Source organism: Terrimonas ginsenosidimutans, from assembly GCF_022012415.1.
Taxonomy (GTDB): Bacteria; Bacteroidota; Bacteroidia; order Chitinophagales; family Chitinophagaceae; genus Terrimonas_A; species Terrimonas_A ginsenosidimutans.
In genome coordinates, this window is the sequence record NZ_JAKLTR010000027.1 from 39,362 (window position 1) to 63,737 (window position 24,376).

A 24,376-nucleotide genomic window follows, 5' to 3' on the forward strand; every position below is an offset into this window, starting at 1 on the left:
CAATTCTTTTGATCGGATGTTAATTAAGTTCGGGTTCCACAGGTCTGTCATACTCCGCCGCCAGTTTGATAAATGACTTGAAGCGGACACAGAGAGCGACAAAAGTTGCAACAAGCGCAGGCACAGCAATGATGACCTCTTCGGCCCCCATTCTAAAAACCAAAGCAAGAGCAACACCAGCATTGATCACCACTATTGCACAACCGGATGCTAACCAGATAAAAAAACGGTTTAGCAATGAAGATGGAAGCCTTAAAATTTTTGGCAACACATACCATGAAACAAAAAGGGTGGGAATAGCAAGGAGCATTGCAACACATGACATAAAAAGAAGAATATAGACATCCTCCATCACCATTGAATCTGCCGTTCCTCCTGCAATAAACATTGCGACCATAGCAAATGGATGCAGTCCATGCGCAAGTATCCAGGTGTTAAATACATGAATCTTCATATTGTGACTATTTTTTGATCAGCAATTTGTTTTTCCATTGCAAGCACTTTCCTGTAGCAAATGGTCAGTGGTATCAACCCAATCACACCAAACATGGAATCGATCAACCTCCATCCTATCGGAATGCCGCGATAGTAGCCCGTAATCATCGCAAAAGGCACCACGCACCAGCAGGCTATCATACCAAACTCAAGTATCCATTTATTACGAACAGGATCCCTGTACACACCAATGAAAAGCAAGGCCAGCATAAAGTGAGCAAAGGCCAGCCAGTCGTACCCATAAGCAAGGAATGGAGCCCGTTCATTTGCTTCAGCAAGAGCTGCATATACCTTATGCAACCAGAACCCGATAGCCGTCCCATCACCGATCCATCCGGTAAGCCAGGCAAGCTCAGTCTCTGCAGGCATCGCTGTCAGGCCACTTAAAAAAAGTGACACCATAAAGAAGACCGTCCACCTGCGAATGATTACTATTTTATTTTCCATATTAAAAAGCACTTTGAATTACAAAGTATAGGGGCAAAAAAAATTACTTGAATCCTTTGATCATGTTTTCGAGAGCAGTGATATGATCACTGAAAGCTTTTTCACCAATTTTCGTTACAGAGTATGTAGTATTTGTTTTTCTTCCGATAAATCCCTTGTGCACTTTGATATACCCATTTTCTTCCAGGCTCACGAGATGTGTGGCCAGGTTACCATCCGTCACTTCCAGCATTTGCTTGAGATCGTTGAAGCTCACTTCTTCATTTACAACGAGCACGCTCATCACTCCAAGCCGGATACGGTTGTCAAAAATTTTATTTAACCCTGTTATCGGATTCTTCATAACCAGTTTAACTCAGCAGTATTAACAAGTGTCTTTGTTCATTCAGGCGATCCGCCTTTGATCCTATCGGTTCCGGCATTATTTCATAGTGCAATCATATCTGTCATCCTCCATCCTTGCTCTCCTAGGCTTTCGCCCTTTCATACTTCCACCACATGATCACACCATAAACAATATGCAACACACCAAAACCCAATGTCCAGAAATACAGGCTGCGCTGAGTGAACCACACATTCACCAAACCAAGCGCAATTTCACAGTAGCCAAGATAACGTATATCCGCAACGGTGTATTTTCCTGCATTCACCAGACCAAGTCCATAAAAAACCAGGCAGGCAGGCGCCACAAAATGCCATTCATTGTGATGTAACATTCCCAGTGTAAACACCCCGCCCGTGATCAGCGGCACAGCCATACTCCAGAATACTTTGCGCGAAGCATGATTTCCCAGGGTTTCGCCATGACCTTTCGCTTTTCTCCAGGTAAAGAAAAATGCACCCAGTAATGCTGCTCCAAATGTGCCGGCAGCAGTCAATAATAACTGGGTCCGCAACAAACTGAATGAATCATCAGAATATATCCAGCGGGAAAGATCATCGCCATAATATCCACCCATAAAATAACGCGCCAGCCACGCTCCCGCCATCGCGCAAATGCCCGCTGCCACACAACTTAAACCACTTAGCGAGGTAAACCGGCTTGACCGCTCCATCATTTTCCGGATATCCCGTACATCCTGTAAACTATCCAATGGCTGGTTTTCTGAGCTCATAAAAAAGCACTTTGAAATACAAAGTAAAGTAAGCGATGCCGCATCTCCAAGTTTTTTTTCAGGTTTTCGGGAAATAATAATTCTCTGAGCCAGCTTTCAATAACGATCGAGAACAAATTAAAAAGTAAAAAATCCGGAACGAGGCGGGACACCTCTCTCTTTCCGGATTTTTTACTTTCTAATTTTGAATTTTTAATTTGCCTTCGGTCCCTACTGGCCCGTCAGGGTATCCGGTTGACGCTTACTTAACCAGGAAAAAATCCATAACTTAAAGCTTCAAAAGGGATTGCATGCCTTCAACTTATATACTCGCTCTCGATCAGGGCACTACCAGCAGCAGAAGTATGCTGTTTGATCAGCAGGGGAACATCGTCAGCATGGCGCAAAAAGAGTTCAAACAGCATTTTCCTAAACCGGGCTGGGTAGAGCATGACGCGGAAGAAATCTGGAGCACTCAATATGGTACACTTGCTGAAACCGTAGCCAAAGCCAACATCACCATGCGCCAGGTGGCCGGCATCGGCATTACGAATCAACGGGAAACCACTGTTGTGTGGGACCGTAAGACCTCCAAACCGATCTACCCCGCTATCGTTTGGCAGGACAGGCGCACGGCTTCTTTTTGTGATGAACTCAAAACTGCCGGACTGGCAAACATCATCCGTGAACGTACCGGGCTCGTCATTGACGCTTACTTCTCCGCAACCAAGCTAAAATGGATCCTTGACAATGTTCCCGGGGCACGCGAAAAAGCCGGTCGCGGTGAACTCGCCTTCGGCACCATCGATACCTGGCTTGCCTGGAAATTATCCGGCGGGGAATTGCATATCACAGATGTATCAAACGCTTCCCGTACACTCCTGCTGAACATTCATACCGGAGAATGGGATAATGACCTCCTCGAACTATTCACCATCCCACGCAGCCTGCTTCCTGAAGTAAAACCTTCCAGTAAGATCTATGGTGTAACAGGAAGTTTTATTCCCGATTCAAGGATCCCCATTGCCGGCATTGCCGGTGACCAGCAGGCCGCCCTTTTCGGACAGCAATGCATTTCTCCCGGAATGGTCAAGAATACATATGGAACAGGCTGCTTTATGCTGATGAATACAGGAGAGAAAGCGATCATGTCAAATAATAACCTTCTTACTACCATTGCCTGGAAGATCAATGATAAGATCCACTATGCACTCGAAGGCAGTGTGTTCATCGCAGGAGCCGTTGTACAATGGCTGCGGGATGAACTTCGCATCATCAGAACATCAGCGGAAGTGGAAGCGCTTGCCGCACAGGTGGCTGACTCAAATGGTGTATATGTGGTACCAGCATTTGCCGGCCTCGGTGCACCTTACTGGAACGCGTATGCCAAGGGCAGTATATTCGGACTCACCCGCGGAAGCAGCAAAGCGCATATCGCGCGTGCTGCACTGGACAGCATCGCCTATCAAACGCAAGATGTGCTCAAGGCAATGGAAGCCGATGCAGGGATCCGCATACAGGAGTTAAGAGTCGACGGCGGCGCTACGATCAACAATCAGCTGATGCAATTCCAAAGCGATATCCTGAACACAAATGTGATCAGACCGATGATCACCGAAACGACCGCATTGGGCGCTGCTTATCTTGCAGGCCTCGCAGTAGGTTACTGGAAAAACTCCTCGGACATTCAACAGCAATGGAAAGCCGATAAAGTGTTCAGTCCATCGCTTGACGACAGCAAGCGTACTGAACTGATCAAAGGATGGCATCGTGCCGTCAGCGCTTCTATTGCATGGGCCGATAATAAATAAACATGAACAGAACGCATCAACTCCAACAGCTCGATCATCATAGTGTCTGGGACTTTGTCATTATAGGTGGCGGAGCAACCGGTCTTGGCGCAGCAGTTGACTCAGCCTCCAGGGGTTTCAAAACCCTTCTTCTGGAGAAACATGATTTTGCAAGCGGCACATCCTCCCGCAGCACAAAACTGGTGCACGGCGGTGTCCGCTATCTCCAGCAGGGGAATATCAAGCTGGTAATGGAAGCTTTAAGAGAACGTGGCCTCCTTTTACAGAATGCGCCACATCTGGTACATAACCAGGCCTTCCTTCTTCCCAGTTACAAATGGTGGGAAACCCCGTTCTATGGTATTGGCCTCAAGATCTATGATTGGATGGCAGGCAAACTCGGATTGGGTGCATCCCGCTTCCTGTCAAAAGAAGAAACGCTGAAACAGGCACCCACACTCAACCCGGAAGAACTGCGTGGCGCGATCCTCTATCATGATGGACAATTTGATGACGCCCGATTAGCGATCGATCTTGCTCAAACAGCTTCTGCCCACCAGGCGGTTCTATTCAATTATTTTCCCGTCACCGCTTTGCTGAAGTCAAATCAGAAAGTGGAAGGAGTTGTTGCTATTGACGAACAAACCAAAAAACAATATCACATAAAGGCACGCGTCGTCATCAACGCAACAGGTGTATTCACCGACGATATCATGAACATGGATGATCCGGATCACGAAACAATGATCTCTCCAAGCCAGGGAATTCACCTGGTGGTGGATAAAGAATTTCTTCCGGGTAATACGGCCGTCCTGATTCCCCGCACGGATGACGGGCGTGTCTTGTTTGCCGTTCCGTGGCATGATAAGGTCGTACTCGGCACAACAGACACGCCCGTCGATCACGCTACGACCGAACCTATCCCGCAGGAAGAAGAGATCGGATTCATTCTCAAACATACCGCCCTGTATCTTTCCCGCGATCCACAGCGAAGCGATATCAGGAGCATGTTCGCCGGCTTGCGCCCACTGGTAAAAGGTAAAACACAAAAAACAGCAGCTTTATCGAGAGATCACCTGATCATGACCAGTGCTTCCGGACTGATCACTATTACGGGCGGTAAATGGACCACCTATCGCAAGATGGCGGAAGACCTGATCAACCTCGCCATAAAAGAAAATGGGCTGGAAGAAAAGAAATGCATCACTAAAACATTAAAACTGTTTGGTTATGATCAGCCGGTAATCGATCCCAGATCCCTGTCAATGGAAGACATCGCCTATTGCGTCCGCAATGAAATGTGCCTGACGGTAGAAGATTACCTCAGCAGGCGAACCCGCCATCTTTTGCTGGATGCAAGATCAGCTGTTGCGGCTGCTCCAGGTGTAGCCACTGCCATGGCCAGCCTGCTTGAAAAAGATGCTCAGTGGATCGCGGACCAGTTAAAGGCTTTTGATCGTATTGCAACCCAACAACTCCCTTCTTAAAACTATTAGCATGACACCTTTCGTTGGCGAACTTATCGGCAGCTTTCTCCTGATGCTCCTTGGATCAGGGGTAGTGGCGAACGTTGTACTGGAAAAAACAAAGGGACATTCTTCCGGATGGATCGTGATCTCTTTTGGCTGGGCCATGTCTGTATTTGTGGGCGTGTACGCATCCAATTCGCTTGGCGGCAGTGGTCACCTGAACCCGGCTGTAAGCCTGGCGCTGGCAGTATTTGCAGACTTTGATAAAGGTCTTGTTTTGCCTTATATCGCCGCACAGGTAGCGGGAACATTTCTCGGAGCATCCGTTGCGTGGATCGCTTACAAGCAACACTTTGATGCAACGGCCAATGCCGATCTGAAAATGGCGGTGTTCTGTACATCGCCAGCTATCAGAAGTCCGTTCTATAACTTCATCACCGAGATCATCGGCAGTTTTGTGCTCGTACTGGGTGCATTGGCTATGTCAAAGCCTGCTACTACGATGGGGTCGCTGGATGCGCTTCCGGTTTCTCTACTCGTATTGGGGATCGGACTGTCACTCGGTGGTCCTACCGGATATGCCATTAATCCCGCCAGGGACCTCGGACCAAGGTTTGCACATTTTGTTTTACCAATCAGGGGAAAAAGGAACAGTGACTGGAGTTATGCATGGATCCCCATCGCGGGGCCAATTGCAGGAGCGTTGATCGCTGCGTGGATCTATGCGATGATACAGTCCTGATATTTCAGCCGGCTGATCCAGAGCTGCGCAAGAGCAACGCAGAGGGCGCGAAGGACCGCAATGAACGCAATGAAATTCGCTGTTGGAAGAGTGATCTCTTTGCGGCCGTTGCGACCCTTAGCGCCCTCTGCGTTACTCCTACGCCATCCTAAACAGCTGACAGTATCACCTCACACGCCCTGCGGATCTCTTCTTCAGAAATTGTCAGCGGAGGTGAGATACGAAGCGCATTAGCCGCAAACAAAAACCAATCCGTCAGCACTCCCTGCTCAATACATTTATCAATCACCCGCTTATTCGTTTCAAAAGTATCAAACAACACCGCCAGCCATAATCCATAGGAATTGACTTGCTTAATGGAAGGATGCACCAGCAAAGAGCGGAATAATGCTTCTTTCTGTTTAACATCCGTCATCATCTCCTCCCCGATCAACGCTTTCATTGCCGCATAGCCCGCCGCGCAACTCACCGGGTGCCCTCCGAAAGTGGTGATATGCCCGAGTACCGGGCCATCAGCAAGCTGGAACATTTTTTCGCGACTGCTGATGAACGCCCCAAGTGGCATACCGCCACCCAACGCTTTACCCAGCAAAAGGATATCCGGCGTTACGCCAAAGTTTTCAAATCCCCAAAGCGTACCCGTTCTTCCAAATCCGGCCTGTATTTCATCAAGGACCAATAAAGTGCCGGTTTCATCACAACGTTGACGCAGCGCCTGCATCCATTCCGCGGAAGGCGCAAGTACACCTCCTTCGGCCTGCACCGTTTCCGCGATCACACAGGCTGTATCTGCCGTGATCTTTTCCAGCATCTCAAAAGAACCATACTTCTCATGCGATATACCCGGAAGCAAAGGGCGGAACGCATTACGCCAGTATTCATCTCCAATTATGCTTAGCGCGCCCTGCGTCGAGCCATGATAAGAATGATTGAACGCGATGATATGCGGCCGGTTGGTGACCCGCTTGGCGAGTTTCATCGCGCCCTCTACCGCTTCTGCGCCGGAGTTGGTGAAATAAACTGAATCAAGACTGGCTGGTAAATATGAAGCCAGCAGTTGAGCATATTTCACCTGTGGCGTTTCCACAAATTCGCCATACACCATGATATGCAGATAGGCATCCAGTTGTTCCCTGATGGCCGCCAGCACCCCGGGATGCCGGTGTCCCGTATTGGCCACACTGATCCCTCCGATCAGATCGATATATTCCTTCCCCTTCGCATCATACAACTTCGTACCCTCTGCCTTTACAATTTCCAGTGCCAGCGGTGCGGGCGAGGTCTGCGCCACATGCCGTAAAAAAAGTTCCCGTTGATTCATTGGTGCAAAGGACGCAAAGAATGGGGAAGGGGACAAGAAATTTCGTCGACCGTTGTCCGTTAACCGTTGTCCGTTGTCTGTTGACCGGACAGTACCTTGTACGGTAATGACAGTGAAGCCGCACATAAAACATCCTGATCAATACTTCCCTTCGGGCAACGGTCAACCGACAACGGTCAACGAGCATCGATCATCGGCCATCGAAAAGCAGTATCTTCCCGCTTTAAAACCTCTCTCTATATGGCCTTAATTCTTCCCGTAGAAAACAAGCTTCCGCAATTTGGTAATGACTGTTATATCGCGCCCAATGCCACGATCGTTGGTGATGTGCAAACTGGTGATGAATGCAGTTTCTGGTTCAATTCAGTGATAAGGGGAGATGTGAATTTTATTAAACTCGGGAACAAAGTAAATGTGCAGGATGGCGCTTGTATTCATTGCACCTATCAGAAATATGGTACAACGATCGGGAATAATGTCTCGATAGGCCATCACGCGATCGTACATGGCTGTACGCTGCACGATAATGTCCTGATCGGAATGGGTGCGATCGTAATGGACAATGTCGTTGTTCACAGCAATACGATCATTGCTGCGGGAGCGGTTGTCCTGGAAAATACCGTGTGCGAACCCGGAAGTATCTATGCAGGCGTGCCCGCTAAAAAGGTTAAGGATATTTCCCAGGAGCTTATCAGTGGCGAGATCAACCGGATCGCCAATAATTATGTGAAATACTCCAGCTGGTTCAAGAAGGACGGAGAATAAGATCAGTGTCTGAAACGTAGGAGTGTCGCAGAGCACGCAAAGAAAAACTTAGCGCCCTTTGCGTTCTCTTTGCGATACTCCTACGCCAGCCCAATGCCGGGTAACTCAGAAAATTAATATTACAACCCCTTCATCCTCAATAAACCCATCACAAAACCGTATTTTTACTATACCACACCCCAGGAATATGAATTATTTTAGTGCTGTTAATACAAAACGCATGAAAAACCTTCTCGCCATCTTCGCACTTATTTGTTTTATGACGATGGCCACTTCGTGCAGTTTGTTCAGGTCGAATAAGTCGGGTTGCCCGACCAACGGAAAGAATGTCGGCGCTGAAAAACTGGTAAGCGGAGATCCGGATGCAGAAAAAGCTGCACGGAAAGCAAAGAAATTCAAAAGTTAACATTCGAATAGCAGCGATTACGCTGGAATCCAGGTCTTATAGTAAAAACCGTTAAACCTTCAAATGTTTTACTATGAGCGTTACCCTACGAACTGATCTTGGCTGCACTGAAGCAGTGATCGCCGACTACGGCACTTTAAGTCTCTTTTACCATGTTGCAGGTATCCTTAACCAGGACCTTCGCATTAAATTCCTTAATAAAGAAGACGAGTTTGATTCGATCAACTGGGATTTCAAATTCAAAAGATCAACCCTTACTCTCCACTACAATATTTACAACGGCATCTCTGTATTCCCGACAAAAACGACAGGCGCAGGCGAAAGAGAAAATGGTGCGGCAGTTGAACTCGCGGGCATACTGGCGGGGAAACTGATGAAGCAGGAGCTTGCCGCGTGATAAGTAAAAATTTAAAAGTCAAAATTAAAAATTAAACAATCGGGAGCAGTACTTCTCTGCTTATGATTGTTTAATTTTTAATTTTGACTTTTAAATTTCTAATAACTTTTCTGCCCAATTGACTCCAGTATCGTCGCATAGCTCACATACCGGTCTTCATGAATAATTCCATCGGCAGTGGCTTGTTTGATGGCACAGCCAGGCTCGTTCATATGCAGGCAATTATTGAACTGGCAGTTGTTAAGCCGGTCACGCATTTCCGGAAAATAATGAGAAAGCTCCTGTTTCGTGATATCAACCAGACCGAACTCACGCATACCGGGAGTATCGATGATCCTGCCGCCTTCGGGCATGTCAAACATCTCTGCAAATGTGGTCGTGTGCATCCCTTTTCCACTCCAGTTGCTTACTTCCTGTGTACGTAAACCAAGGTTTGGAAGAAAGGAATTCAGCAACGTCGATTTACCTACACCACTATGGCCGCTGATCAGGCTGGTCTTATTAACTAAGGCATCGCGCAATGGCTCGATCCCCATCCCCTCTTTCGTGCTGGTCAGAAAAACACTATAGCCAACATCTGCATACATCTTTTGCAGGCCAGCGAACTGCTCCTGCTCTTTGGTACGATACAGATCTGCTTTATTGAAGATGATCAACGGCTTCACGTGATACATTTCCGAAGCCACAAGGAACCTGTCGATAAAACCCTGCGAAGTGCGGGGTTCTCTTAGTGTTGCAACGAGTAATGACTGATCGAGATTAGCTGCAATGATATGATGCTGATGTTTTGCTCTGGGGGATTGCCGGTTGATATAATTCCTTCGCTGACCGATATCAACGATCATGGCGGTATTTTCTTTTTCGTCTTCCGGCTCGATCTCTACTTCATCGCCTACTGCCACAGGGTTGGTGCTGGTGATATTGTCGATCTTAAATATTCCTTTGATCCGCGCATTATACCATTTGCCGGATCCATCTTTTACATTATACCAACTACCCGTTGATTTGTACACTAAAGCTTTCATGCAACACGAATGTCCGCATTATCCTGCTTATCAGGGAAATTTTTTCAGCCAGGTGAGTCTGAGTACGATCTCGATGAAGAGAAATACCAGCGCAGCAAGAACAAATGGAAGGAATAATTCGCGGAAACGCTTATAGGAGGTCATTTCCACTTTTGAACGTTCCATCTGATCTATCTGTTTGTAGATATTCTGCAGCGCTTCTTTATCCTTGGCGCGGAAATAGCGTCCCCCCGTCTCATTGGCGATCCTGCGCAGCAGGTCTTCATCAATGAAGTCCATGGCAGGATTGCGGGGCTGCCCCCCGTCATGCCCTGTTATTTCAACAATGCTGGAAGGAATGGCTCCCATACCGATCGAATATACTTTCACCTGGTGTGTCTTGGCGATCTCCAATGCAGTAACAGGATCGATCAGCCTTGAATCGGGTGCATCCTCCTTACCATCCGTGAGAAGAATGATCACCCTGCTCTTTGCCTTGCTCTCCGAAAGGCGGCCAACCGCCGTGGCAAGCCCTTCACCGATCACTGTACCATCTTTCAGGAAACGACGGCTCTCCAGCGTCTGGATCTGGCGTATCAGTGTATTGCGGTCTGTGGTGATCGGACATTGTGTAAAGCTCTCACCTGAAAATATCACTAACCCTATCCTGTCTACCGGACGGCTTCGTACGAATTCTTCCGCCACTTCTTTCGCTACCTCCATTCTGGAAGGCTGTATGTCACGCGAGCCCATACTTCCGCTCACATCCATGCACAATACAATATCGATCCCCTCACCTATTGTTTGCTGCTGGTCGTTTCGCTTTTGTGGTCTGGCAAGCGCAATGATCAGTGCCACTACTGCAAGCAGCCGCAAAATAAACGGTACATGCCGCAGGTATACCTTAAGCGATGACGCGCTAAATGCCTGCGCCGAAGATACCCGCACAGATCCCTGCCTGGAATCATATTTCTTCCTGTACCAGTATACCATCAGCGGCACCAGTGCGAGACAGGCGAATACCCAGGGATGGGCAAAGTCCATATTTTTCATCCAGTCATATAACATGTATCATCTTCTTGCGGCAATCAGGAAGGCGTAGTTGCTGATGCAACCGCCGTCTTCACTGTTTGCTCGATATGGTCAATGGTTGTTTTGATCGTTTCAAAAGCGCGTGCATCATCTGCGGTACTGGTCTCATACCTTGCAAATTTCACAAAATCACTTAGCTGAAGGGTTTCAGACAATTCCTTATAAAGTTCCGGCCGCATCTCCACACTCTTCAGTTGCACCACCAGATCACCCGTTGTTTGCTGAAGGGAATGAATCCCTTTCCGTTTTTCTATATATACCCTGAACACATCCGTCAGTCCGGAATAATATGCTTTGGGAGTGAGTTTTTCTTTCCTGATCTTTTCGAGCTGATCCATTGCCTGCCGGTATGGATCTACCGCTGGCGCAGCAGCTTTAGGCTGTTCTTTCCTCGGCTTTCTCAGTAACACATACAGCAGGATCAGCAGCAATACTCCTCCGGCGATAAACACCCAGAGTTTGCTGGAAGACTCCTCTTCCACAGGATTGGCATCCATGATATCTTTGATATCATGATAAGGTTGCTGCGGATCGAAAGAAGAAAAACCAATATCAACAGGTATCGAATCCGTAAGCACAGCTTCTCCCAGCGGGAAAGCGGGGATCACCCAGTGACCGGAATCAAAACTGGTAAGCAGGATCTTTTGAGTCAGGGTTGTACCACTGCCCGTATTGACCGTATCTATCTTCCCGAGGTCAAGAAACTCAAAATGCGGAATGGTGTCTAGCTGAAAGAAACGGATCGGCTGATTTTCGGGGATGTCCGCTGTCAGCGTAAGCTGTATCCTTTCACCAATGAGGATCTGTGCGCGATCGACACGTGCGCCTGCTACAGTTTGCCTCTGCGCCGCGACTATGCCAGGCAGGACGATTGCGATCAGGTAAAATATGGTTCTATAACAAAACGTTCTCGTCATTCAAATGGTGGTTCACTTGTTGCGGCTTAGGAAAAACCGTTGCAACACTTTTACGTAATCATCGCCGGTCTGTAAATGCAGCAGATCACTTCCGGCTTTCTTAAATGTCTGTGTACTGTATTCGGTGATCCTGAAAAACTCCTGCTGATAGCTTTCCCTCACAAACGCATTGCTACTGTCTATCCATTTCATTGTGCCGGACTCCGCATCCTGTACCTGCAGCAATCCCGCATCCGGCAATTTCATATCCATCCGGTCGTACACTTTTATCCCGATCACATCATGCTTTTTAGCCGCGATCCGCAGCGAATCTTCATAATTCGCATCGATAAAATCACTGAGCACGAACGCAATGCTCTTCTGTTTCGTAGAATTATTGAAATAACGCAATGCCACATTCAGATCAGTCCCTCTCCCTTTCGGCTCCTTGCTCAATAATTCCCTCACTATATAGAGCGCTTGTTGCCGCCCCTTCTTGGGAGGAAGATACGCCTCCACCCTGTCACTATAGAATATCACGCCGATCTTATCACCGTTATTCACCGCTGAAAAACTCAGCACCGCACCCAGTTCCGTGATCAGATCCCGCTTCGTCGCATGCACAGTCCCAAACTGCGAGCTCGCACTGATATCCACCAGCAGCATCACCGTCAACTCCCTCTCCTCCTCAAACACCTTACTAAAAGGATGCCCAAACCGGGCCGACACATTCCAATCTATAAACCTGATATCATCTCCCGCCGAATACTCCCTCACCTCCTTAAAGGACATTCCCTTCCCCTTGAACGCACTATGATACTCACCCGTAAAAAGATCACTTGCCAATTTTTTGCTTTTGATCTCGAGTGCGCGGACTTTTTTTAGTATTTCGGTGGTTGTCAGCATGTTTTCGTTGACCGTTGTCCGTTGTCCGTTGACCGTTGTCCGGATATACGGAGCTTGATATTTTTTCTTTTAGTTAAATCTTCTCAAAATAACGGATCAAACCATTGAGTAGCTTCAGATTCCGTGTAATACTTCCTGAAGTTTCATTAGCCTTTGTATCCGGCATCATATTCAGCATCGATGCGATGCTGAACAATGTTTCTAATTCATAGAGTGATCCTCTTGCTATATGCAGGAACTGAACCGTATCTTTTTTATGATTGCGCCCAATTCCTTCCGCGATATTTGAAGGTACGGATATCGCTGACCTTCTGATTTGCGATATTATACCATATAGTTCCTCTTTCGGAAAACTGTTTGTTAACTCATAAATATTCTTCACAAGATGCATAGATTGTTTCCATGCATCCAATTGTTTGTAATCCATCGCGTCCGTTTTAATCATTCACAAAACGTTCCCATCACTTATCTACGTCCGAGATGATGTTAGTTTTCCCAAAGAGGAAAAACCGGACAACGGTCAACGGACAACGGACAACGACACCCTACGGCACATTCACCTTCTTCAAAATCTCCTCAATCACATCCTCCACCTTCACATTCTCCGCTTCAGCTTCGTAGGTCAGGCCGATGCGATGACGCAGAACGTCATTGCAGATGCTGCGGATATCTTCGGGAATAACGAATCCCCGTTTGTTGAGAAAAGCCTGGGCTTTGCCGGCAAGAGCCAGGTTGATGCTGGCGCGCGGCGAGCCTCCGTAGGAGATCAGTGGCTTCAGTTTTTCGAGCTGATATTTGTCGGGCGTACGTGTGGCAAAGACGATATCGAGAATATATTGTTCGATCTTTTCGTCCATGTACACCTGGCGCGTAAGGTCTTTTGCATTCTTCACCTCCTGGATAGATACGACCGGTTTGACAGCCTCTGTTTTCAGTCCCTGTACATTCTGGCGGATGATCATCTGCTCTTCGTGCATTTTCGGGTATCCGACGATCACCTTCATGATAAAACGATCCACCTGCGCCTCAGGAAGCGGGTAGGTTCCTTCCTGCTCCAGCGGATTCTGCGTGGCCAGTACAAGAAATGGATCATCCAGTTTATAGGTTGTATCGCCAATCGTCACCTGTCTTTCCTGCATGGCTTCAAGCAATGCCGATTGCACTTTCGCAGGGGCACGGTTGATCTCATCGGCGAGAAGGAAATTGGTGAAAATGGGGCCCTTGCGGACAATGAATTCATTCTTTTGCTGATTATAGATCAGTGTACCGATCACGTCGGCAGGCAGCAGATCGGGCGTGAACTGGATCCGGCTGAAATTAGCCTGTATCGCCTGCGACAGGGACTTGATGGTAAGCGTTTTGGCCAGACCCGGCACACCTTCCAGTAAAACGTGGCCATTACTCAGCAAACCGATCAGTAACCGGTCGAGCATATGACTCTGCCCTACGATCACGTGACCGACTTCCTCCCTTAATTTATCAGTAAACTGTCCCGCCTGGCCGATCCTTTCATTCAGCTGGCGGATATCTTCTGCGGTTTTTAACATTGGCTTGATTTATGGTGACACAAAATACAGATTCGATTGATGCAAATTATTTGCCGATATGAGCTACAAGCGTAAATACTTTGCTTTTTTTTCGTATTTCTACCTTGCAATGGCCTGAACAGCAGATTATTTTTACGAATTCAATTCAACGTACATGAAAAAACACCTCTTATCCTTCGCCCTACTGACCGCCATGTTCGCGACCGTACTTTCCGGCTGTAGCAAAGATGATGACGATGATAATCCGTCGGAAACAAAAACCGAATTGCTTGTTAAATCAAGCTGGAAATTTGATAAAGCAGAAGCCGCTCCTGTCGGAAATATTTCTTCCTACCTGGAAGCCTGCCTGAAAGACAATCTACTTTCATTCTCGGCCAGTTCAACCACCGCTACTTCCGGTGCGGGTGTGGTAGATGAAGGTCCCACCAAATGCAATGAAGGCGATCCGCAAAATGGCTCTTTCAGCTGGGAACTGATCAACAACGGCGCTGTATTGCGTTCATCAGTTATCCTGTTTGACGGCGGATCAACTGACTTCAACGTCGTAACGCTAAATGCGAACAGCCTGGTCCTGTCACAACAAATGGCTTTATCAGGCCTTCCGTCCACAACCGTTACAGTTACATTCAAGCACTAAGCAAGTTTTCTCCCGATAAAAAAGTGGCCGGCAATATATTTTGCCGGCCACTTTTTTTATGACAGATATTTTCCTACGATCGGAACACGTCTTCCAACACCGAACGCTTTCGTACTAATGCGTATGATGGGACAAAATTGATTCCGTTTATACTCATTATTGTTCACCAACCGCAACACACGCGCGACCAATACAGGATCAAACCCTTGTTTAATGATCTCCTTCGGACCGTTTCGTTGCTCGATATACTGATACAAAACACGGTCGAGCGTATCATATTCAGGAAGACTGTCACTGTCTTTTTGATTTGGCCTTAATTCAGCGGAAGGTGGCTTTGTAATGATATTCGCCGGAATGATCTCCCTGCTGCGGTTGATATAACGCGCCAGTGCAAAAACCTGCATTTTATAAAGGTCTCCCAATACTCCGAGCCCGCCGGCCATATCTCCGTATAAAGTCCCGTATCCCGTAGCTAACTCACTTTTATTCGATGTATTCAGCAGAATGTAACCAAACTTATTCGAGATCGCCATCAGCAGATTCCCCCTTGTACGGCTTTGAATATTCTCTTCCGCGATACCAAAAGGAGAATCTTTGAATATCGGTGATAAGGTGGAAAGGAAACTTTCATACACCTCTTTTATGGGAACGATATCATACGGGTTGCCGAGGTTTTCACTTAGCTGCCGTGCGTCTTCCACCGAGTGCCCTGATGAATATGGAGAAGGCATCAGCACAGCCCGTACATTCTCTTTACCGATCGCAGCCACGGCAAGCGCCTGCACGACCGCACTGTCTATTCCACCAGATGCTCCAAGGATCGCTTTGGTAAAGCCCATCTTGCTGAAATAGTCCCGGATCCCAAGAGTAAGCGCATGATAGATCTCTTCCATGTTCTTTTCATTGGTGAGATAACGGATCGTATCCTCGCCAACACCCACATCTGCCGAAGAGAAGTAAACCGGCTCATCTGATGCTACCGTTTTTTCAGCAGCAAATGTTTCGATTGCTGCCAGATCAAACACCTGGTAGTCTTCCTCAAAATATTTCATCTCTGCCACTTTGTTGCCCGCGGCATCATAGACAAGACTGCCTCCGTCAAACACGATCTCTGTTTGCGAACCAACTGTGTTGCAATAGAACATCGGAATGCCATATTTAAGCGTATGTGCTTTTACAAGGCTGTTGCGGACAATATCCTGCGCATAGTTATAAGGGGACGCAGAGAGATTGATCATCATATCCGGGCCGTCCTTCACCAGCATTTCCATCGGCGTAACACGGTAAAGCGGGTTGCTGCCCATGTTCCAGATATCCTCACAGATCGTTACTGCCAGTTTTTTTCCTTTGAACGAAACAAGGTTCCATTCAAAAGCCGGTTCAAAGTATCTGTATTCGTCGAATATATCATAATTCGGCAGCAGCGTTTTATGCACCTCTGCAACGATCTTTTTCTCATAAAGAAAAAAAGCAGCATTGAACAGATCCTTTCCTTCAACGCGGAGATTACGTGCCGGCGCTCCGATCAACACGCCAATCGTATCTGCATGCTCCCTGATCTCATCAACAGCGGTATAACACTTATTGATAAAATCATCGAACTCAAGGAAATCCCGTGGAGGGTAACCACAAATACAAAGCTCGGAAAACACTACCAGATCCGCCCCCTGCTTCTTTGCCCACTCAATTCCTTCGATGATCTTCCGCGTATTCTCTTCGAAATTCCCGATATGATAATTTTGTTGTGCTAAAGCGATTTTCATAGTGCGAATTTACTGCTTTTATTTGTTGCGATCCGTAACAGGACGAGGCCTGCGACCGATGGTCGTTAGCCAAAACTGCTTTTAAGGTAAATGACTGCAGATATGTAGCCCTCTTTCTGCATCCTGTACCGGTCGCCCTACATCCATCATATTGTCTACATTTGTCACAACATTCGCCCAACTATCAACGTTTACCATGTCTATGAAAAAAATCTGTCTGGCTCTTCTTGTTTGCTTTTTTTTAACAGCCTGTGGAGATAAGAACAATGCACCGGATGTATCGGGCATTAAAATCGACCTCAAGGTGGATCGCTTTGACGAAGCCTTTTTTTCTATTGACACGCTTCAGATGGATCAGGGGCTGAACAAAGTGAATCAGCAGTTCCCGTCATTTTTCAGGGTTTACCTGGAAAACATCATTGGGATCAGTGATCCTGCAGAGCTGAAATTGTTTTACCAGTATTACCGCCCGGTGTATGACTCTTCACAGAAATTGTATAAGAATTTCAACCCGATCAAAGATCAGCTGGAAAAGTCGTTCAAATATGTAAAACATTATTTCCCGGAATATAAAACACCGGCTCATATCATTCCGGTGATCGGTCGCCTCGATTCGCGCCAGGATCTTGCCCGCATGGCCAATGGAGAGTATACCCCAAACTTCATCGGGCCGGACCTCGCAGGTATCAGCCTGCAGTTCTACCTTGGCAAAAATTTCTCGTGGTATCAGAATGAGAATTTCATTAACAATGTAGCACCGTCCTACCGCAGCCGACGCTTTTCACATGAATACATAACTTCCGATCTGATGAAACTGATCACAGACGATCTCTTTCCGGACAAAAGCGCGGGTCGGCCGCTGATCGAACAAATCATCGAAAAAGGAAAACAATGGTGGCTGCTTGATAAGTTCATGCCCTATGCAGCAGACTCCGTTCGCACCGGCTATACGCAAAAACAACTCGACTGGGTAAATGCCAATGAAGGAATGATCTGGAGCTTCATCACAAAAAACGAAGATCTCTATACCATCACGCCTGCAACACTTCAAACCTATATCGGCGAAGGTCCATTTACTCAGGGCTTTGATCAGAACTTCTCACCTGGCAATATCGGTCCCTGGATCGGCCGCCAGATCATCCGGAAATTCGAATCCGGCAACAAACTAACTGTAAAAGAGATCATGGAAACACCAGCGAAGAAAGTGCTGGAGGAAGCGAAGTATAAGCCGAAGTGAGTTGTCCGTTGACCGTTGTCCGTTGACCGTTGACCGTTGACCGACGCAAATTAAAAGAGAGGGGTTATCATTTTTAAACGATAACCCCTCTCTTTTAATTTGTATACGAAGATGCGATTCTATTCCAAACTCACTTGAATTCCGGTCAACGGACAACGGTCAACGGACAACGATCTAGTTATTCTTCATCGGCACGATCATCTCAAAAGAAGGAATATCCACCGTGAACATCTGCTTATTGTTCAGGTTTTCCATCTGGTATGTTCCTTTCATTTTCCCCATCTCCGTGCGAAGATTGCAGCCACTTACATACTGATAACTTTCACCTGGTTGAATGGTCGGCTGAACACCAACCACACCTTCTCCTTCCACTTCACGATGACTGCCATTACTGTCAAAAATCTGCCAGTTGCGACGGTGAAGTTTTACAGGGAACGCATTGTGATTTTCCAGCGTGATGCGGTACGCAAACATAAACTCCGACTGAACCGGATTGCTATAGTCAGGTTGGTAAAACGTTTCAACGCTTACCTGCACCCCCTCAGAGATAATGCTGTTCATACCAATCAGTTTGAGTAAAAGTAGTGAAAAAGGCTGAGAATAGTAAGACCGTTCACCGTTGTCCGTTGACCCGATTAACCGTTCCGGCCAGGCTTTCCGCGTCCATCGGCAATTGGGAAAAACACGCATCTTCCGGGATAATAGGTTACAATTTTGTTATTTGTACCCGTTACAAGCCGGACAACGGTCAATGGGCACCGGCCAAAGATCTTCTAACCTTGCATTTCCCGCTCAAACGCGTAAATTTGCGCCTTCACTCATCCTTAATTTTTCCCTTTATGAAGATAGCAGTAGCCAAAGGCGACGGAATCGGTCCTGAAATCATGGACGCCGTGCTTCGGATTTTTCAAGCCAACAACACGCCACTCGAATATGAATTTGTGGATATGGGTAAGTGGGTGTTCGATAAAGGTTTTAACAACGGAATGACCCCGGAAGCAAAAGCCTCCATCGAATCGCTCGGTCTTTTGTTCAAAGGGCCGATGGAAACACCAAAAGGTAAAGGTGTCAAAAGTATCAACGTTACGGCCCGCAAAACCTGGAATACCTTCGCCAACAAAAGAGCTTTCCAGAGCCTTCATGGTGTGGATACCGTATTCAGCAAAGCCGGCATTCCGATCGACATCACGGTGGTCCGCGAAAATATCGAAGACACCTATGGCGGTATCGAACACATGCTAACGCACGATGTTGCCCTCAGCCGCCGCTTTATTACCCGCCCGGGCAGTATGCAGGTGATCCGCTACGCTTTCGAAATGGCCCGCCAGAAAAAAGCATCACGCATTACCTGCGGCCATAAAGCCAATATCATGAAGATCACTGATGGCCTGTTCCTCGACTGCTTCTATGAAGTTGCAAAAGAATACCCGGATCTGAAAGCTGACGATATCATCGTGGATGATCTTTGCATGAAACTCGTTACCCGTCCGGATACATTTGATACCGTTGTACTGACCAATCTTCAGGGAGATATCGTGAGTGATCTTTGCGCAGGCCTGGTTGGTGGACTCGGGTTCGCCCCTTCCGCCAATATCGGCGACCATATCTCGATCTTCGAAGCTGTTCACGGAACTGCTCCGGATATCGCCGGAAAAAATATTGCAAACCCTACCGCACTCCTCCTGAGCGGTATCGCCATGCTGCGCCATGTGGGTCTTACAGAAAATGCTGCCGTGATCGAAAACGCATTGTTGTATACACTGGAAACTGGTGTACACACCGGCGACTTTGGAGATAAATCAAAGCCTTCCGTAAATACGACCGAATTTGCCAACTCCATCATTGCAAACTTTGGCAAACAACCACAGGTTGGTGCAAAACCTATCATTGCAAACAAACCAGGAACACCTGCACCGTTCAAACTTGCGCAGAACTCCATGATGGTGTCCAAAGAAACAGAGAACGAAGTGATCGTTGGGGTGGACATGTTCATTGAAAGCGCTGAACAACCAGATGCGATTGCCCATAAGTGCCAGCGTCATGCGGGCGTTAAATTCAATCTCATCAATATCAGCAACAGAGGTACACAGGTATGGCCTACAGGTTCGGTTTATACTAACCTGGTAAACCAGTATAATGTTCGCTTTGAAAGCATCGACGGTTCTCCGTTAAATCAACAGGATGTCATTGGTTTGTATGTGAGCCTGAGCGGTAATTTCAAGATCTGTTCACTGGAGCTGTTGAACATGTGGGGAGATAAGAAAGCGTACAGTCTTGCGCAGGGGCAATAAGGGATAAGTTAAAAAGTTTAATAGTTTAATAGTTTAAAAGTTTTAAGGTTTGAAATAATTAGCGCGCCCCCTTGTGTCTGCTTTGTGACGTTCGCGGTACTCACATGATGATGCAGTGTTAATCTGAGGGCTATGGATTTAAATTCCCGGAACTGTGGCTACTTATTTCAAACCTTAAAACTATTAAACTATTAAACTATTAAACTTTTAAACTTTTAAACCTTCCCCTCCCCAGCTTCTCCTCCAAAAACCTAACGCCGGGCTGGATCATAAACATAATAGTACGTCCCCAATCCGATCAGGAATACGCCCATCAGCATCAGAATGATGGGCCATTTCAATGACCGGTTTTCTTCAAAGATGTTTCTAAAGAAAAAATAGACTCCCGAAAAGGAAAAAACAGTGCCAATGCCACACAGTATCCAGGGGTTGGTGATCATACCTGTGAGTTTTTATGCACTGTTATGCTATATTTTTTTTGCCAGTTTATACCCCTGCTTTTGCAGCCATTGCAGCACTTTATCCCGGTGGTCACCCTGAACAATGATCTCACCGTCCTTTGCCGAACCGCCGGTACCACAAAAAGCTTTCAGCTTTTTCCCGAGTTCTTGAAGGTCTTCATCCTTACCCGAAAATCCCTCTACCAACGTTACCGCTTTCCCTGCCCGCTGTTTCGTATCTAACCGGATGCGCAACTTCTGCTGGGCCGCCGGCAACGTATCCATCTCTTCAGCTGACTCTTCAAACCTGAAATCAGGATCAGTACTGTATACAAATCCCTTGTTATCCGCTTTATTCTTTTTACTCATAGTATTAAAGAGTTTTCATTTGAAGTAACTCCGGGCAGGGCGCTCCAGGGGAAAAAAGTTTAAAAGTTTAAAGGTTTAATAGTTTAATAGTTATCAGCAAACAAACAAGTTAAAAACCATTACACTATTAAACCATTAAACCATTAAACTTTTAAACTTTTAAACTTCCAAAACCGCCTTCAAACTCAGGTCAAGACTTTTTGCCTGATGTATCAGTGCGCCAACGCTTACATAATCGACGCCCGTTTTCGCATATTCCTCGATATTATCCAGGTTGATGCCTCCACTCGCTTCGGTTTCGAAATCCTCCCCGATCAATTTTATGGCCTCTGTGATCTGCGCAGCTGTAAAGTTATCGAGCATGATCCGGAAGACCTTTCCTTTCCCCATTCTCACGACTTTTTCAATATCGTCGATATTCCGGGTCTCTACTTCAATTTTTAACCCGGGCTTTTGTACCGAAACATACTTACTTGCTTTTTCGATCGCCTGTTCTATTCCACCACAGTAATCGATGTGATTATCCTTCAGCATGATCATATCATACAACCCGAACCGGTGATTTACGCCACCCCCGATCTTTACCGCTTCCTTCTCCAGTAAACGGAAATTAGGTGTTGTTTTCCTCGTATCGAGTACCCGTGTCTTATACCCCTTCAATTTATCGGTATACTGCCGGGTAAGCGTCGCAATACCGCTCATGCGTTGCATGCAGTTGAGTACGAGACGTTCGCAGGAGAGTATGGTATGGACGTTCGCTTCCACTTCAAAAGCGGTTTCACCGAACTGCATAGACTCGCCATCCTTTTTGTGAACGGAGAATTTTGCACCAGGCTCCCGGAGGTGAAAGATCTTTTGCGCTACCTCCACACCAGCCAGAACGCCGTCCTGCTTGATCTTTAAAATCGCTTTACCTTTCGCGCCCTGCGATATGCACGAAAGCGTGGAGTGGTCGCCATCTCCGATATCTTCTTTCAGCGCCTCATTTACGAGATGCGCCAGTTGCTGATCAAAGTTCATATCACAAAAATAAAAAAGCCTTCCCGAACTTGATCGCGGAAGGCTAACCCATCATAAATATTTTGCAGCTTACTCAATCGAAGAGAAGCGGATTTCTTTTACAACCTCTTTATTTCCTTTTGTTTTCAGGAATACATGGCCCCGGAAATTACCGGACTTGGTCTGTAGCGTACCGATACAATAGTGACCGCCGGGAGAATCTCCTTTGTGTTTCAATTCAAAGTTCTTTACACCGCCATTATTGGCAAAAAAGTCGCGCAACACAAGCTGGGCCTGCGCTTTGCTATAGCTGTCTGTTTTTACAGGCAGGGTTAACTCGACATTGTCATCAAAATATTTGGACAACTCCGGAGCGTTGCCTGACTTCAATGCGCTGATCACACCATCGATCGTAGCCGGTTGATCAAAGGAGGAAAACAGCACAACAGCAGCAAGTAAGAACGAAGTAAATATCGCTTTCATATTTTTTTGCTTTTCACAGGAAATGCTTAATTAGAAAAACCGTGCCATCCATTTAAGGACCAAGCGGATACTAAAATAATAAAATCCGCTAGTTTTATTGCTATTCTGTCGAAATAGATGAATCATCTGTAGATTTACAACGCATTCTTACCGATAATTCACTGAATTTGTACTAACCTAAACAATAATTATCTGATGACACAAAAAAAAGCAATCCTGATCATAATGGACGGCTGGGGATTAGGAAAAGTTGCATCGGCTGACGCGATCCAACATGCTAATGCACCATTCACAAAGTCTTTATACTCAATATACCCGAATTCGACCCTGGTAACCTGCGGGGAAGCCGTTGGTTTGCCTGACGGTCAGATGGGGAACTCAGAAGTCGGACACCTGAACCTGGGCGCGGGCCGCGTTGTTTATCAGGAACTTCAGCGCATTAATGTTGCGATCAGGGAAGGATACTTTGCTAAAAACGAACAACTGTTAAGGTCGATCCGGCATGCCAAAACCACGGGAAAACCTTTTCACCTGCTGGGCCTGGTCAGCAATGGCGGCGTTCACTCCCATATCAACCATCTGAAAGCGATCATAGATGTCTGCAAAACCGAAGGACTGAAAGACGTTTTCGTACATGCATTTACTGATGGCCGCGACTGCGACCCTAAAAGCGGACTTGGCTTCATCACAGACCTTCAGCAACACCTGAACCAAAGCGTGGGAAAGATCGCTACTGTGAGCGGCCGTTATTATGCGATGGACCGCGACAAACGCTGGGAGCGTGTAAAGCTTGCATATGATGCACTGGTAAAAGGGGAAGGAGAAAAAGCAACGGACGCGATCGGCGCTGTAGAACAGGCTTATCAGCAGGATATCACAGACGAATTTATCAAGCCGACAGTGATCATTAATGAAGCCCAGGAGCCTCTTGCCACCATCAGCAATGATGATGTGGTGTTCTGCTTCAACTTCCGGACAGACCGCTGCCGCGAGATCACTGAGGTGCTGACACAAAACGATTTCCCGGAATTCAATATGTACCGTCTCTCGCTGGATTATACAACTATGACCCAATATGATCACAGCTTCAAACATGTGAACGTGATCTTTGAAAATGATGATCTGAAAAATACATTGGGCGAGATCTTGCAGCAAAACGGGCTAAAACAGATCCGCATAGCTGAAACGGAAAAATATCCTCACGTATCTTTTTTCTTCAGCGGCGGGCGCGAAATTCCTTTTGAAGGAGAAGAACGCATCATGGTGCCATCACCCAAAGTGGCCACCTACGATCTGCAGCCTGAGATGAGCGCCTATCAGATCACCGACGCCCTCATCCCCAAGATCGAAGAAAAAGCAGCAGATTTCATCTGCCTCAACTTTGCCAATGCTGACATGGTCGGCCATACCGGCGTATTCTCAGCCGCTGTCAAAGCCGTTGAAACCGTCGATAAATGTGTTGAAAGAGTAGTGACAGCCGCAGTCAACAACGACTATACCGTTTTCCTCACAGCTGACCACGGCAACTCTGACTACATGGTAAATGAAGACGGCTCTCCCAATACCGCTCACACCCTGAACCTGGTGCCTCTTTTCGTGATTGACAAAACCTGGAGAGGCCACCTCGCAGCCGGGAAGCTCGGCGATATCGCCCCCACTATCCTTACCGTGATGGGCCTTCCCATACCCAGGGAAATGACGGGCAATGTGTTGATCTCGTGAGTGACCGTTGACCGTTGACCGTTGACCGTTGACCGTTGACCGTTGACCGTTGACCGTTGACCGT

General features: G+C 46.9%; 27 protein-coding genes. 10 read left to right on the top strand and 17 right to left on the bottom strand.

What is annotated here, in order from left to right; all coding sequences use genetic code 11:
- Positions 1-19: 19 nt before the first annotated feature.
- From LZZ85_RS26505 to LZZ85_RS26520, 4 genes are all read right to left on the bottom strand, one after another.
- Positions 20-454, bottom strand: coding sequence for a hypothetical protein (locus tag LZZ85_RS26505; RefSeq protein WP_237876789.1), 435 nt, complete (start codon positions 452-454; stop codon positions 20-22).
- The gene (locus tag LZZ85_RS26510) at positions 451-942 is read right to left on the bottom strand and encodes a hypothetical protein (protein ID WP_237876791.1); all 492 of its coding nucleotides are present in this window, start codon (positions 940-942) and stop codon (positions 451-453) included. Before LZZ85_RS26510 ends, LZZ85_RS26505 begins: the two co-directional genes overlap by 4 nt.
- Positions 943-985: 43 nt before the next feature.
- Positions 986-1,285 carry a winged helix-turn-helix domain-containing protein gene (locus tag LZZ85_RS26515; protein WP_237876793.1) on the bottom strand — a complete coding sequence of 100 codons (300 nt, stop codon included), beginning with the start codon at positions 1,283-1,285 and terminating at the stop codon, positions 986-988.
- Between the two features lie 124 nt (positions 1,286-1,409).
- Complete coding sequence (locus tag LZZ85_RS26520) at positions 1,410-2,057, bottom strand: hypothetical protein (RefSeq protein WP_237876795.1); 648 nt, start codon at positions 2,055-2,057, stop codon at positions 1,410-1,412.
- Between the two features lie 290 nt (positions 2,058-2,347).
- On the opposite strand from LZZ85_RS26520, the gene glpK reads away from it, so the two are divergent.
- Genes glpK through LZZ85_RS26535 form a run of 3 tightly spaced genes read left to right on the top strand, consistent with a single transcriptional unit; the run spans position 2,348 to position 6,037 of the window.
- Positions 2,348-3,847, top strand: a complete 1,500-nt coding sequence (gene glpK / locus LZZ85_RS26525) for a glycerol kinase GlpK (protein ID WP_237876798.1) — start codon at positions 2,348-2,350, stop codon at positions 3,845-3,847.
- A 2-nt stretch (positions 3,848-3,849) separates the two neighbouring features.
- Positions 3,850-5,313 carry a glycerol-3-phosphate dehydrogenase/oxidase gene (locus LZZ85_RS26530; RefSeq protein ID WP_237876800.1) on the top strand — a complete coding sequence of 488 codons (1,464 nt, stop codon included), beginning with the start codon at positions 3,850-3,852 and terminating at the stop codon, positions 5,311-5,313.
- Positions 5,314-5,323: 10 nt separating this feature from the next.
- The gene (locus LZZ85_RS26535; RefSeq protein ID WP_237876802.1) at positions 5,324-6,037 is read left to right on the top strand and encodes an MIP/aquaporin family protein; all 714 of its coding nucleotides are present in this window, start codon (positions 5,324-5,326) and stop codon (positions 6,035-6,037) included.
- A gap of 148 nt (positions 6,038-6,185) precedes the next feature.
- Here LZZ85_RS26535 and LZZ85_RS26540 read toward each other — a convergent pair whose 3' ends face one another.
- Complete coding sequence (locus tag LZZ85_RS26540; RefSeq protein ID WP_237876804.1) at positions 6,186-7,358, bottom strand: aspartate aminotransferase family protein; 1,173 nt, start codon at positions 7,356-7,358, stop codon at positions 6,186-6,188.
- A 240-nt stretch (positions 7,359-7,598) separates the two neighbouring features.
- On the opposite strand from LZZ85_RS26540, the gene LZZ85_RS26545 reads away from it, so the two are divergent.
- From LZZ85_RS26545 to LZZ85_RS26555, 3 genes are all read left to right on the top strand, one after another.
- Positions 7,599-8,123, top strand: coding sequence for a gamma carbonic anhydrase family protein (locus LZZ85_RS26545; protein WP_237876806.1), 525 nt, complete (start codon positions 7,599-7,601; stop codon positions 8,121-8,123).
- Positions 8,124-8,343: 220 nt separating this feature from the next.
- A complete protein-coding gene (locus tag LZZ85_RS26550; protein WP_237876808.1) occupies positions 8,344-8,529 on the top strand; it encodes a hypothetical protein in 186 nt (61 codons plus the stop codon).
- 73 nt (positions 8,530-8,602) lie between these two features.
- Positions 8,603-8,926 (top strand): hypothetical protein, encoded by a 324-nt coding sequence (locus LZZ85_RS26555; protein ID WP_237876810.1) that lies wholly within the window; start codon positions 8,603-8,605, stop codon positions 8,924-8,926.
- 98 nt (positions 8,927-9,024) lie between these two features.
- On the opposite strand, the gene rsgA is transcribed toward LZZ85_RS26555, so the two are convergent.
- The 6 genes from rsgA to LZZ85_RS26585 form a co-directional block, all read right to left on the bottom strand.
- Positions 9,025-9,951, bottom strand: coding sequence for a ribosome small subunit-dependent GTPase A (gene rsgA / locus LZZ85_RS26560; protein ID WP_237876812.1), 927 nt, complete (start codon positions 9,949-9,951; stop codon positions 9,025-9,027).
- 30 nt (positions 9,952-9,981) lie between these two features.
- Positions 9,982-10,974: a vWA domain-containing protein gene (locus tag LZZ85_RS26565; protein WP_237876814.1), complete on the bottom strand. Its 993-nt coding sequence runs from the start codon at positions 10,972-10,974 to the stop codon at positions 9,982-9,984.
- 44 nt (positions 10,975-11,018) lie between these two features.
- Positions 11,019-11,939: a BatD family protein gene (locus LZZ85_RS26570; RefSeq protein ID WP_237876816.1), complete on the bottom strand. Its 921-nt coding sequence runs from the start codon at positions 11,937-11,939 to the stop codon at positions 11,019-11,021.
- 12 nt (positions 11,940-11,951) lie between these two features.
- On the bottom strand, positions 11,952-12,824 hold the full coding sequence (locus LZZ85_RS26575) for a DUF58 domain-containing protein (protein WP_237876818.1): 873 nt from the start codon (positions 12,822-12,824) through the stop codon (positions 11,952-11,954).
- A 73-nt stretch (positions 12,825-12,897) separates the two neighbouring features.
- Positions 12,898-13,251, bottom strand: coding sequence for a four helix bundle protein (locus LZZ85_RS26580; RefSeq protein WP_237876820.1), 354 nt, complete (start codon positions 13,249-13,251; stop codon positions 12,898-12,900).
- Positions 13,252-13,369: 118 nt separating this feature from the next.
- Positions 13,370-14,371 carry an AAA family ATPase gene (locus LZZ85_RS26585; RefSeq protein WP_237876822.1) on the bottom strand — a complete coding sequence of 334 codons (1,002 nt, stop codon included), beginning with the start codon at positions 14,369-14,371 and terminating at the stop codon, positions 13,370-13,372.
- Positions 14,372-14,525: 154 nt separating this feature from the next.
- Here LZZ85_RS26585 and LZZ85_RS26590 point away from each other — a divergent pair, with 154 nt between their 5' ends.
- On the top strand, positions 14,526-15,008 hold the full coding sequence (locus LZZ85_RS26590) for a hypothetical protein (protein ID WP_237876824.1): 483 nt from the start codon (positions 14,526-14,528) through the stop codon (positions 15,006-15,008).
- A gap of 56 nt (positions 15,009-15,064) precedes the next feature.
- Here the strand turns inward: LZZ85_RS26590 and LZZ85_RS26595 are convergent, their stop codons facing one another.
- Positions 15,065-16,771, bottom strand: coding sequence for an NAD+ synthase (locus tag LZZ85_RS26595; protein WP_237876826.1), 1,707 nt, complete (start codon positions 16,769-16,771; stop codon positions 15,065-15,067).
- 202 nt (positions 16,772-16,973) lie between these two features.
- Here LZZ85_RS26595 and gldB point away from each other — a divergent pair, with 202 nt between their 5' ends.
- Entirely contained in the window at positions 16,974-18,008 is a 1,035-nt protein-coding gene (gldB, locus tag LZZ85_RS26600) for a gliding motility lipoprotein GldB (protein ID WP_237876828.1), read from the top strand.
- Between the two features lie 174 nt (positions 18,009-18,182).
- Here the strand turns inward: gldB and apaG are convergent, their stop codons facing one another.
- Positions 18,183-18,569, bottom strand: coding sequence for a Co2+/Mg2+ efflux protein ApaG (gene apaG, locus LZZ85_RS26605; protein ID WP_237876831.1), 387 nt, complete (start codon positions 18,567-18,569; stop codon positions 18,183-18,185).
- A gap of 278 nt (positions 18,570-18,847) precedes the next feature.
- Here apaG and LZZ85_RS26610 point away from each other — a divergent pair, with 278 nt between their 5' ends.
- Positions 18,848-20,299, top strand: a complete 1,452-nt coding sequence (locus LZZ85_RS26610) for an NADP-dependent isocitrate dehydrogenase (RefSeq protein WP_237876833.1) — start codon at positions 18,848-18,850, stop codon at positions 20,297-20,299.
- Positions 20,300-20,550: 251 nt separating this feature from the next.
- On the opposite strand, the gene LZZ85_RS26615 is transcribed toward LZZ85_RS26610, so the two are convergent.
- The 4 genes from LZZ85_RS26615 to LZZ85_RS26630 form a co-directional block, all read right to left on the bottom strand.
- On the bottom strand, positions 20,551-20,739 hold the full coding sequence (locus LZZ85_RS26615) for a hypothetical protein (protein WP_237876835.1): 189 nt from the start codon (positions 20,737-20,739) through the stop codon (positions 20,551-20,553).
- 27 nt (positions 20,740-20,766) lie between these two features.
- A complete protein-coding gene (locus tag LZZ85_RS26620; RefSeq protein ID WP_237876837.1) occupies positions 20,767-21,108 on the bottom strand; it encodes a translation initiation factor in 342 nt (113 codons plus the stop codon).
- A 159-nt stretch (positions 21,109-21,267) separates the two neighbouring features.
- Positions 21,268-22,128, bottom strand: a complete 861-nt coding sequence (gene nadC, locus LZZ85_RS26625; protein WP_237876839.1) for a carboxylating nicotinate-nucleotide diphosphorylase — start codon at positions 22,126-22,128, stop codon at positions 21,268-21,270.
- A 69-nt stretch (positions 22,129-22,197) separates the two neighbouring features.
- Positions 22,198-22,590, bottom strand: a complete 393-nt coding sequence (locus tag LZZ85_RS26630; RefSeq protein WP_237876841.1) for a DUF4783 domain-containing protein — start codon at positions 22,588-22,590, stop codon at positions 22,198-22,200.
- Positions 22,591-22,785: 195 nt separating this feature from the next.
- Here LZZ85_RS26630 and gpmI point away from each other — a divergent pair, with 195 nt between their 5' ends.
- Positions 22,786-24,312, top strand: a complete 1,527-nt coding sequence (gpmI, locus tag LZZ85_RS26635) for a 2,3-bisphosphoglycerate-independent phosphoglycerate mutase (RefSeq protein WP_237876843.1) — start codon at positions 22,786-22,788, stop codon at positions 24,310-24,312.
- The last annotated feature ends 64 nt before the right edge of the window (positions 24,313-24,376 follow it).

Coding starts and splice junctions, on each gene's coding strand:
- LZZ85_RS26505 (WP_237876789.1), bottom strand. CDS start 454: ATGAAGATTCATGTATTTAACACCTGGATACTTGCGCATGGACTGCAT.
- LZZ85_RS26510 (WP_237876791.1), bottom strand. CDS start 942: ATGGAAAATAAAATAGTAATCATTCGCAGGTGGACGGTCTTCTTTATG.
- LZZ85_RS26515 (WP_237876793.1), bottom strand. CDS start 1,285: ATGAAGAATCCGATAACAGGGTTAAATAAAATTTTTGACAACCGTATC.
- LZZ85_RS26520 (WP_237876795.1), bottom strand. CDS start 2,057: ATGAGCTCAGAAAACCAGCCATTGGATAGTTTACAGGATGTACGGGAT.
- glpK (WP_237876798.1), top strand. CDS start 2,348: ATGCCTTCAACTTATATACTCGCTCTCGATCAGGGCACTACCAGCAGC.
- LZZ85_RS26530 (WP_237876800.1), top strand. CDS start 3,850: ATGAACAGAACGCATCAACTCCAACAGCTCGATCATCATAGTGTCTGG.
- LZZ85_RS26535 (WP_237876802.1), top strand. CDS start 5,324: ATGACACCTTTCGTTGGCGAACTTATCGGCAGCTTTCTCCTGATGCTC.
- LZZ85_RS26540 (WP_237876804.1), bottom strand. CDS start 7,358: ATGAATCAACGGGAACTTTTTTTACGGCATGTGGCGCAGACCTCGCCC.
- LZZ85_RS26545 (WP_237876806.1), top strand. CDS start 7,599: ATGGCCTTAATTCTTCCCGTAGAAAACAAGCTTCCGCAATTTGGTAAT.
- LZZ85_RS26550 (WP_237876808.1), top strand. CDS start 8,344: ATGAAAAACCTTCTCGCCATCTTCGCACTTATTTGTTTTATGACGATG.
- LZZ85_RS26555 (WP_237876810.1), top strand. CDS start 8,603: ATGAGCGTTACCCTACGAACTGATCTTGGCTGCACTGAAGCAGTGATC.
- rsgA (WP_237876812.1), bottom strand. CDS start 9,951: ATGAAAGCTTTAGTGTACAAATCAACGGGTAGTTGGTATAATGTAAAA.
- LZZ85_RS26565 (WP_237876814.1), bottom strand. CDS start 10,974: ATGGACTTTGCCCATCCCTGGGTATTCGCCTGTCTCGCACTGGTGCCG.
- LZZ85_RS26570 (WP_237876816.1), bottom strand. CDS start 11,939: ATGACGAGAACGTTTTGTTATAGAACCATATTTTACCTGATCGCAATC.
- LZZ85_RS26575 (WP_237876818.1), bottom strand. CDS start 12,824: ATGCTGACAACCACCGAAATACTAAAAAAAGTCCGCGCACTCGAGATC.
- LZZ85_RS26580 (WP_237876820.1), bottom strand. CDS start 13,251: ATGGATTACAAACAATTGGATGCATGGAAACAATCTATGCATCTTGTG.
- LZZ85_RS26585 (WP_237876822.1), bottom strand. CDS start 14,371: ATGTTAAAAACCGCAGAAGATATCCGCCAGCTGAATGAAAGGATCGGC.
- LZZ85_RS26590 (WP_237876824.1), top strand. CDS start 14,526: ATGAAAAAACACCTCTTATCCTTCGCCCTACTGACCGCCATGTTCGCG.
- LZZ85_RS26595 (WP_237876826.1), bottom strand. CDS start 16,771: ATGAAAATCGCTTTAGCACAACAAAATTATCATATCGGGAATTTCGAA.
- gldB (WP_237876828.1), top strand. CDS start 16,974: ATGAAAAAAATCTGTCTGGCTCTTCTTGTTTGCTTTTTTTTAACAGCC.
- apaG (WP_237876831.1), bottom strand. CDS start 18,569: ATGAACAGCATTATCTCTGAGGGGGTGCAGGTAAGCGTTGAAACGTTT.
- LZZ85_RS26610 (WP_237876833.1), top strand. CDS start 18,848: ATGAAGATAGCAGTAGCCAAAGGCGACGGAATCGGTCCTGAAATCATG.
- LZZ85_RS26615 (WP_237876835.1), bottom strand. CDS start 20,739: ATGATCACCAACCCCTGGATACTGTGTGGCATTGGCACTGTTTTTTCC.
- LZZ85_RS26620 (WP_237876837.1), bottom strand. CDS start 21,108: ATGAGTAAAAAGAATAAAGCGGATAACAAGGGATTTGTATACAGTACT.
- nadC (WP_237876839.1), bottom strand. CDS start 22,128: ATGAACTTTGATCAGCAACTGGCGCATCTCGTAAATGAGGCGCTGAAA.
- LZZ85_RS26630 (WP_237876841.1), bottom strand. CDS start 22,590: ATGAAAGCGATATTTACTTCGTTCTTACTTGCTGCTGTTGTGCTGTTT.
- gpmI (WP_237876843.1), top strand. CDS start 22,786: ATGACACAAAAAAAAGCAATCCTGATCATAATGGACGGCTGGGGATTA.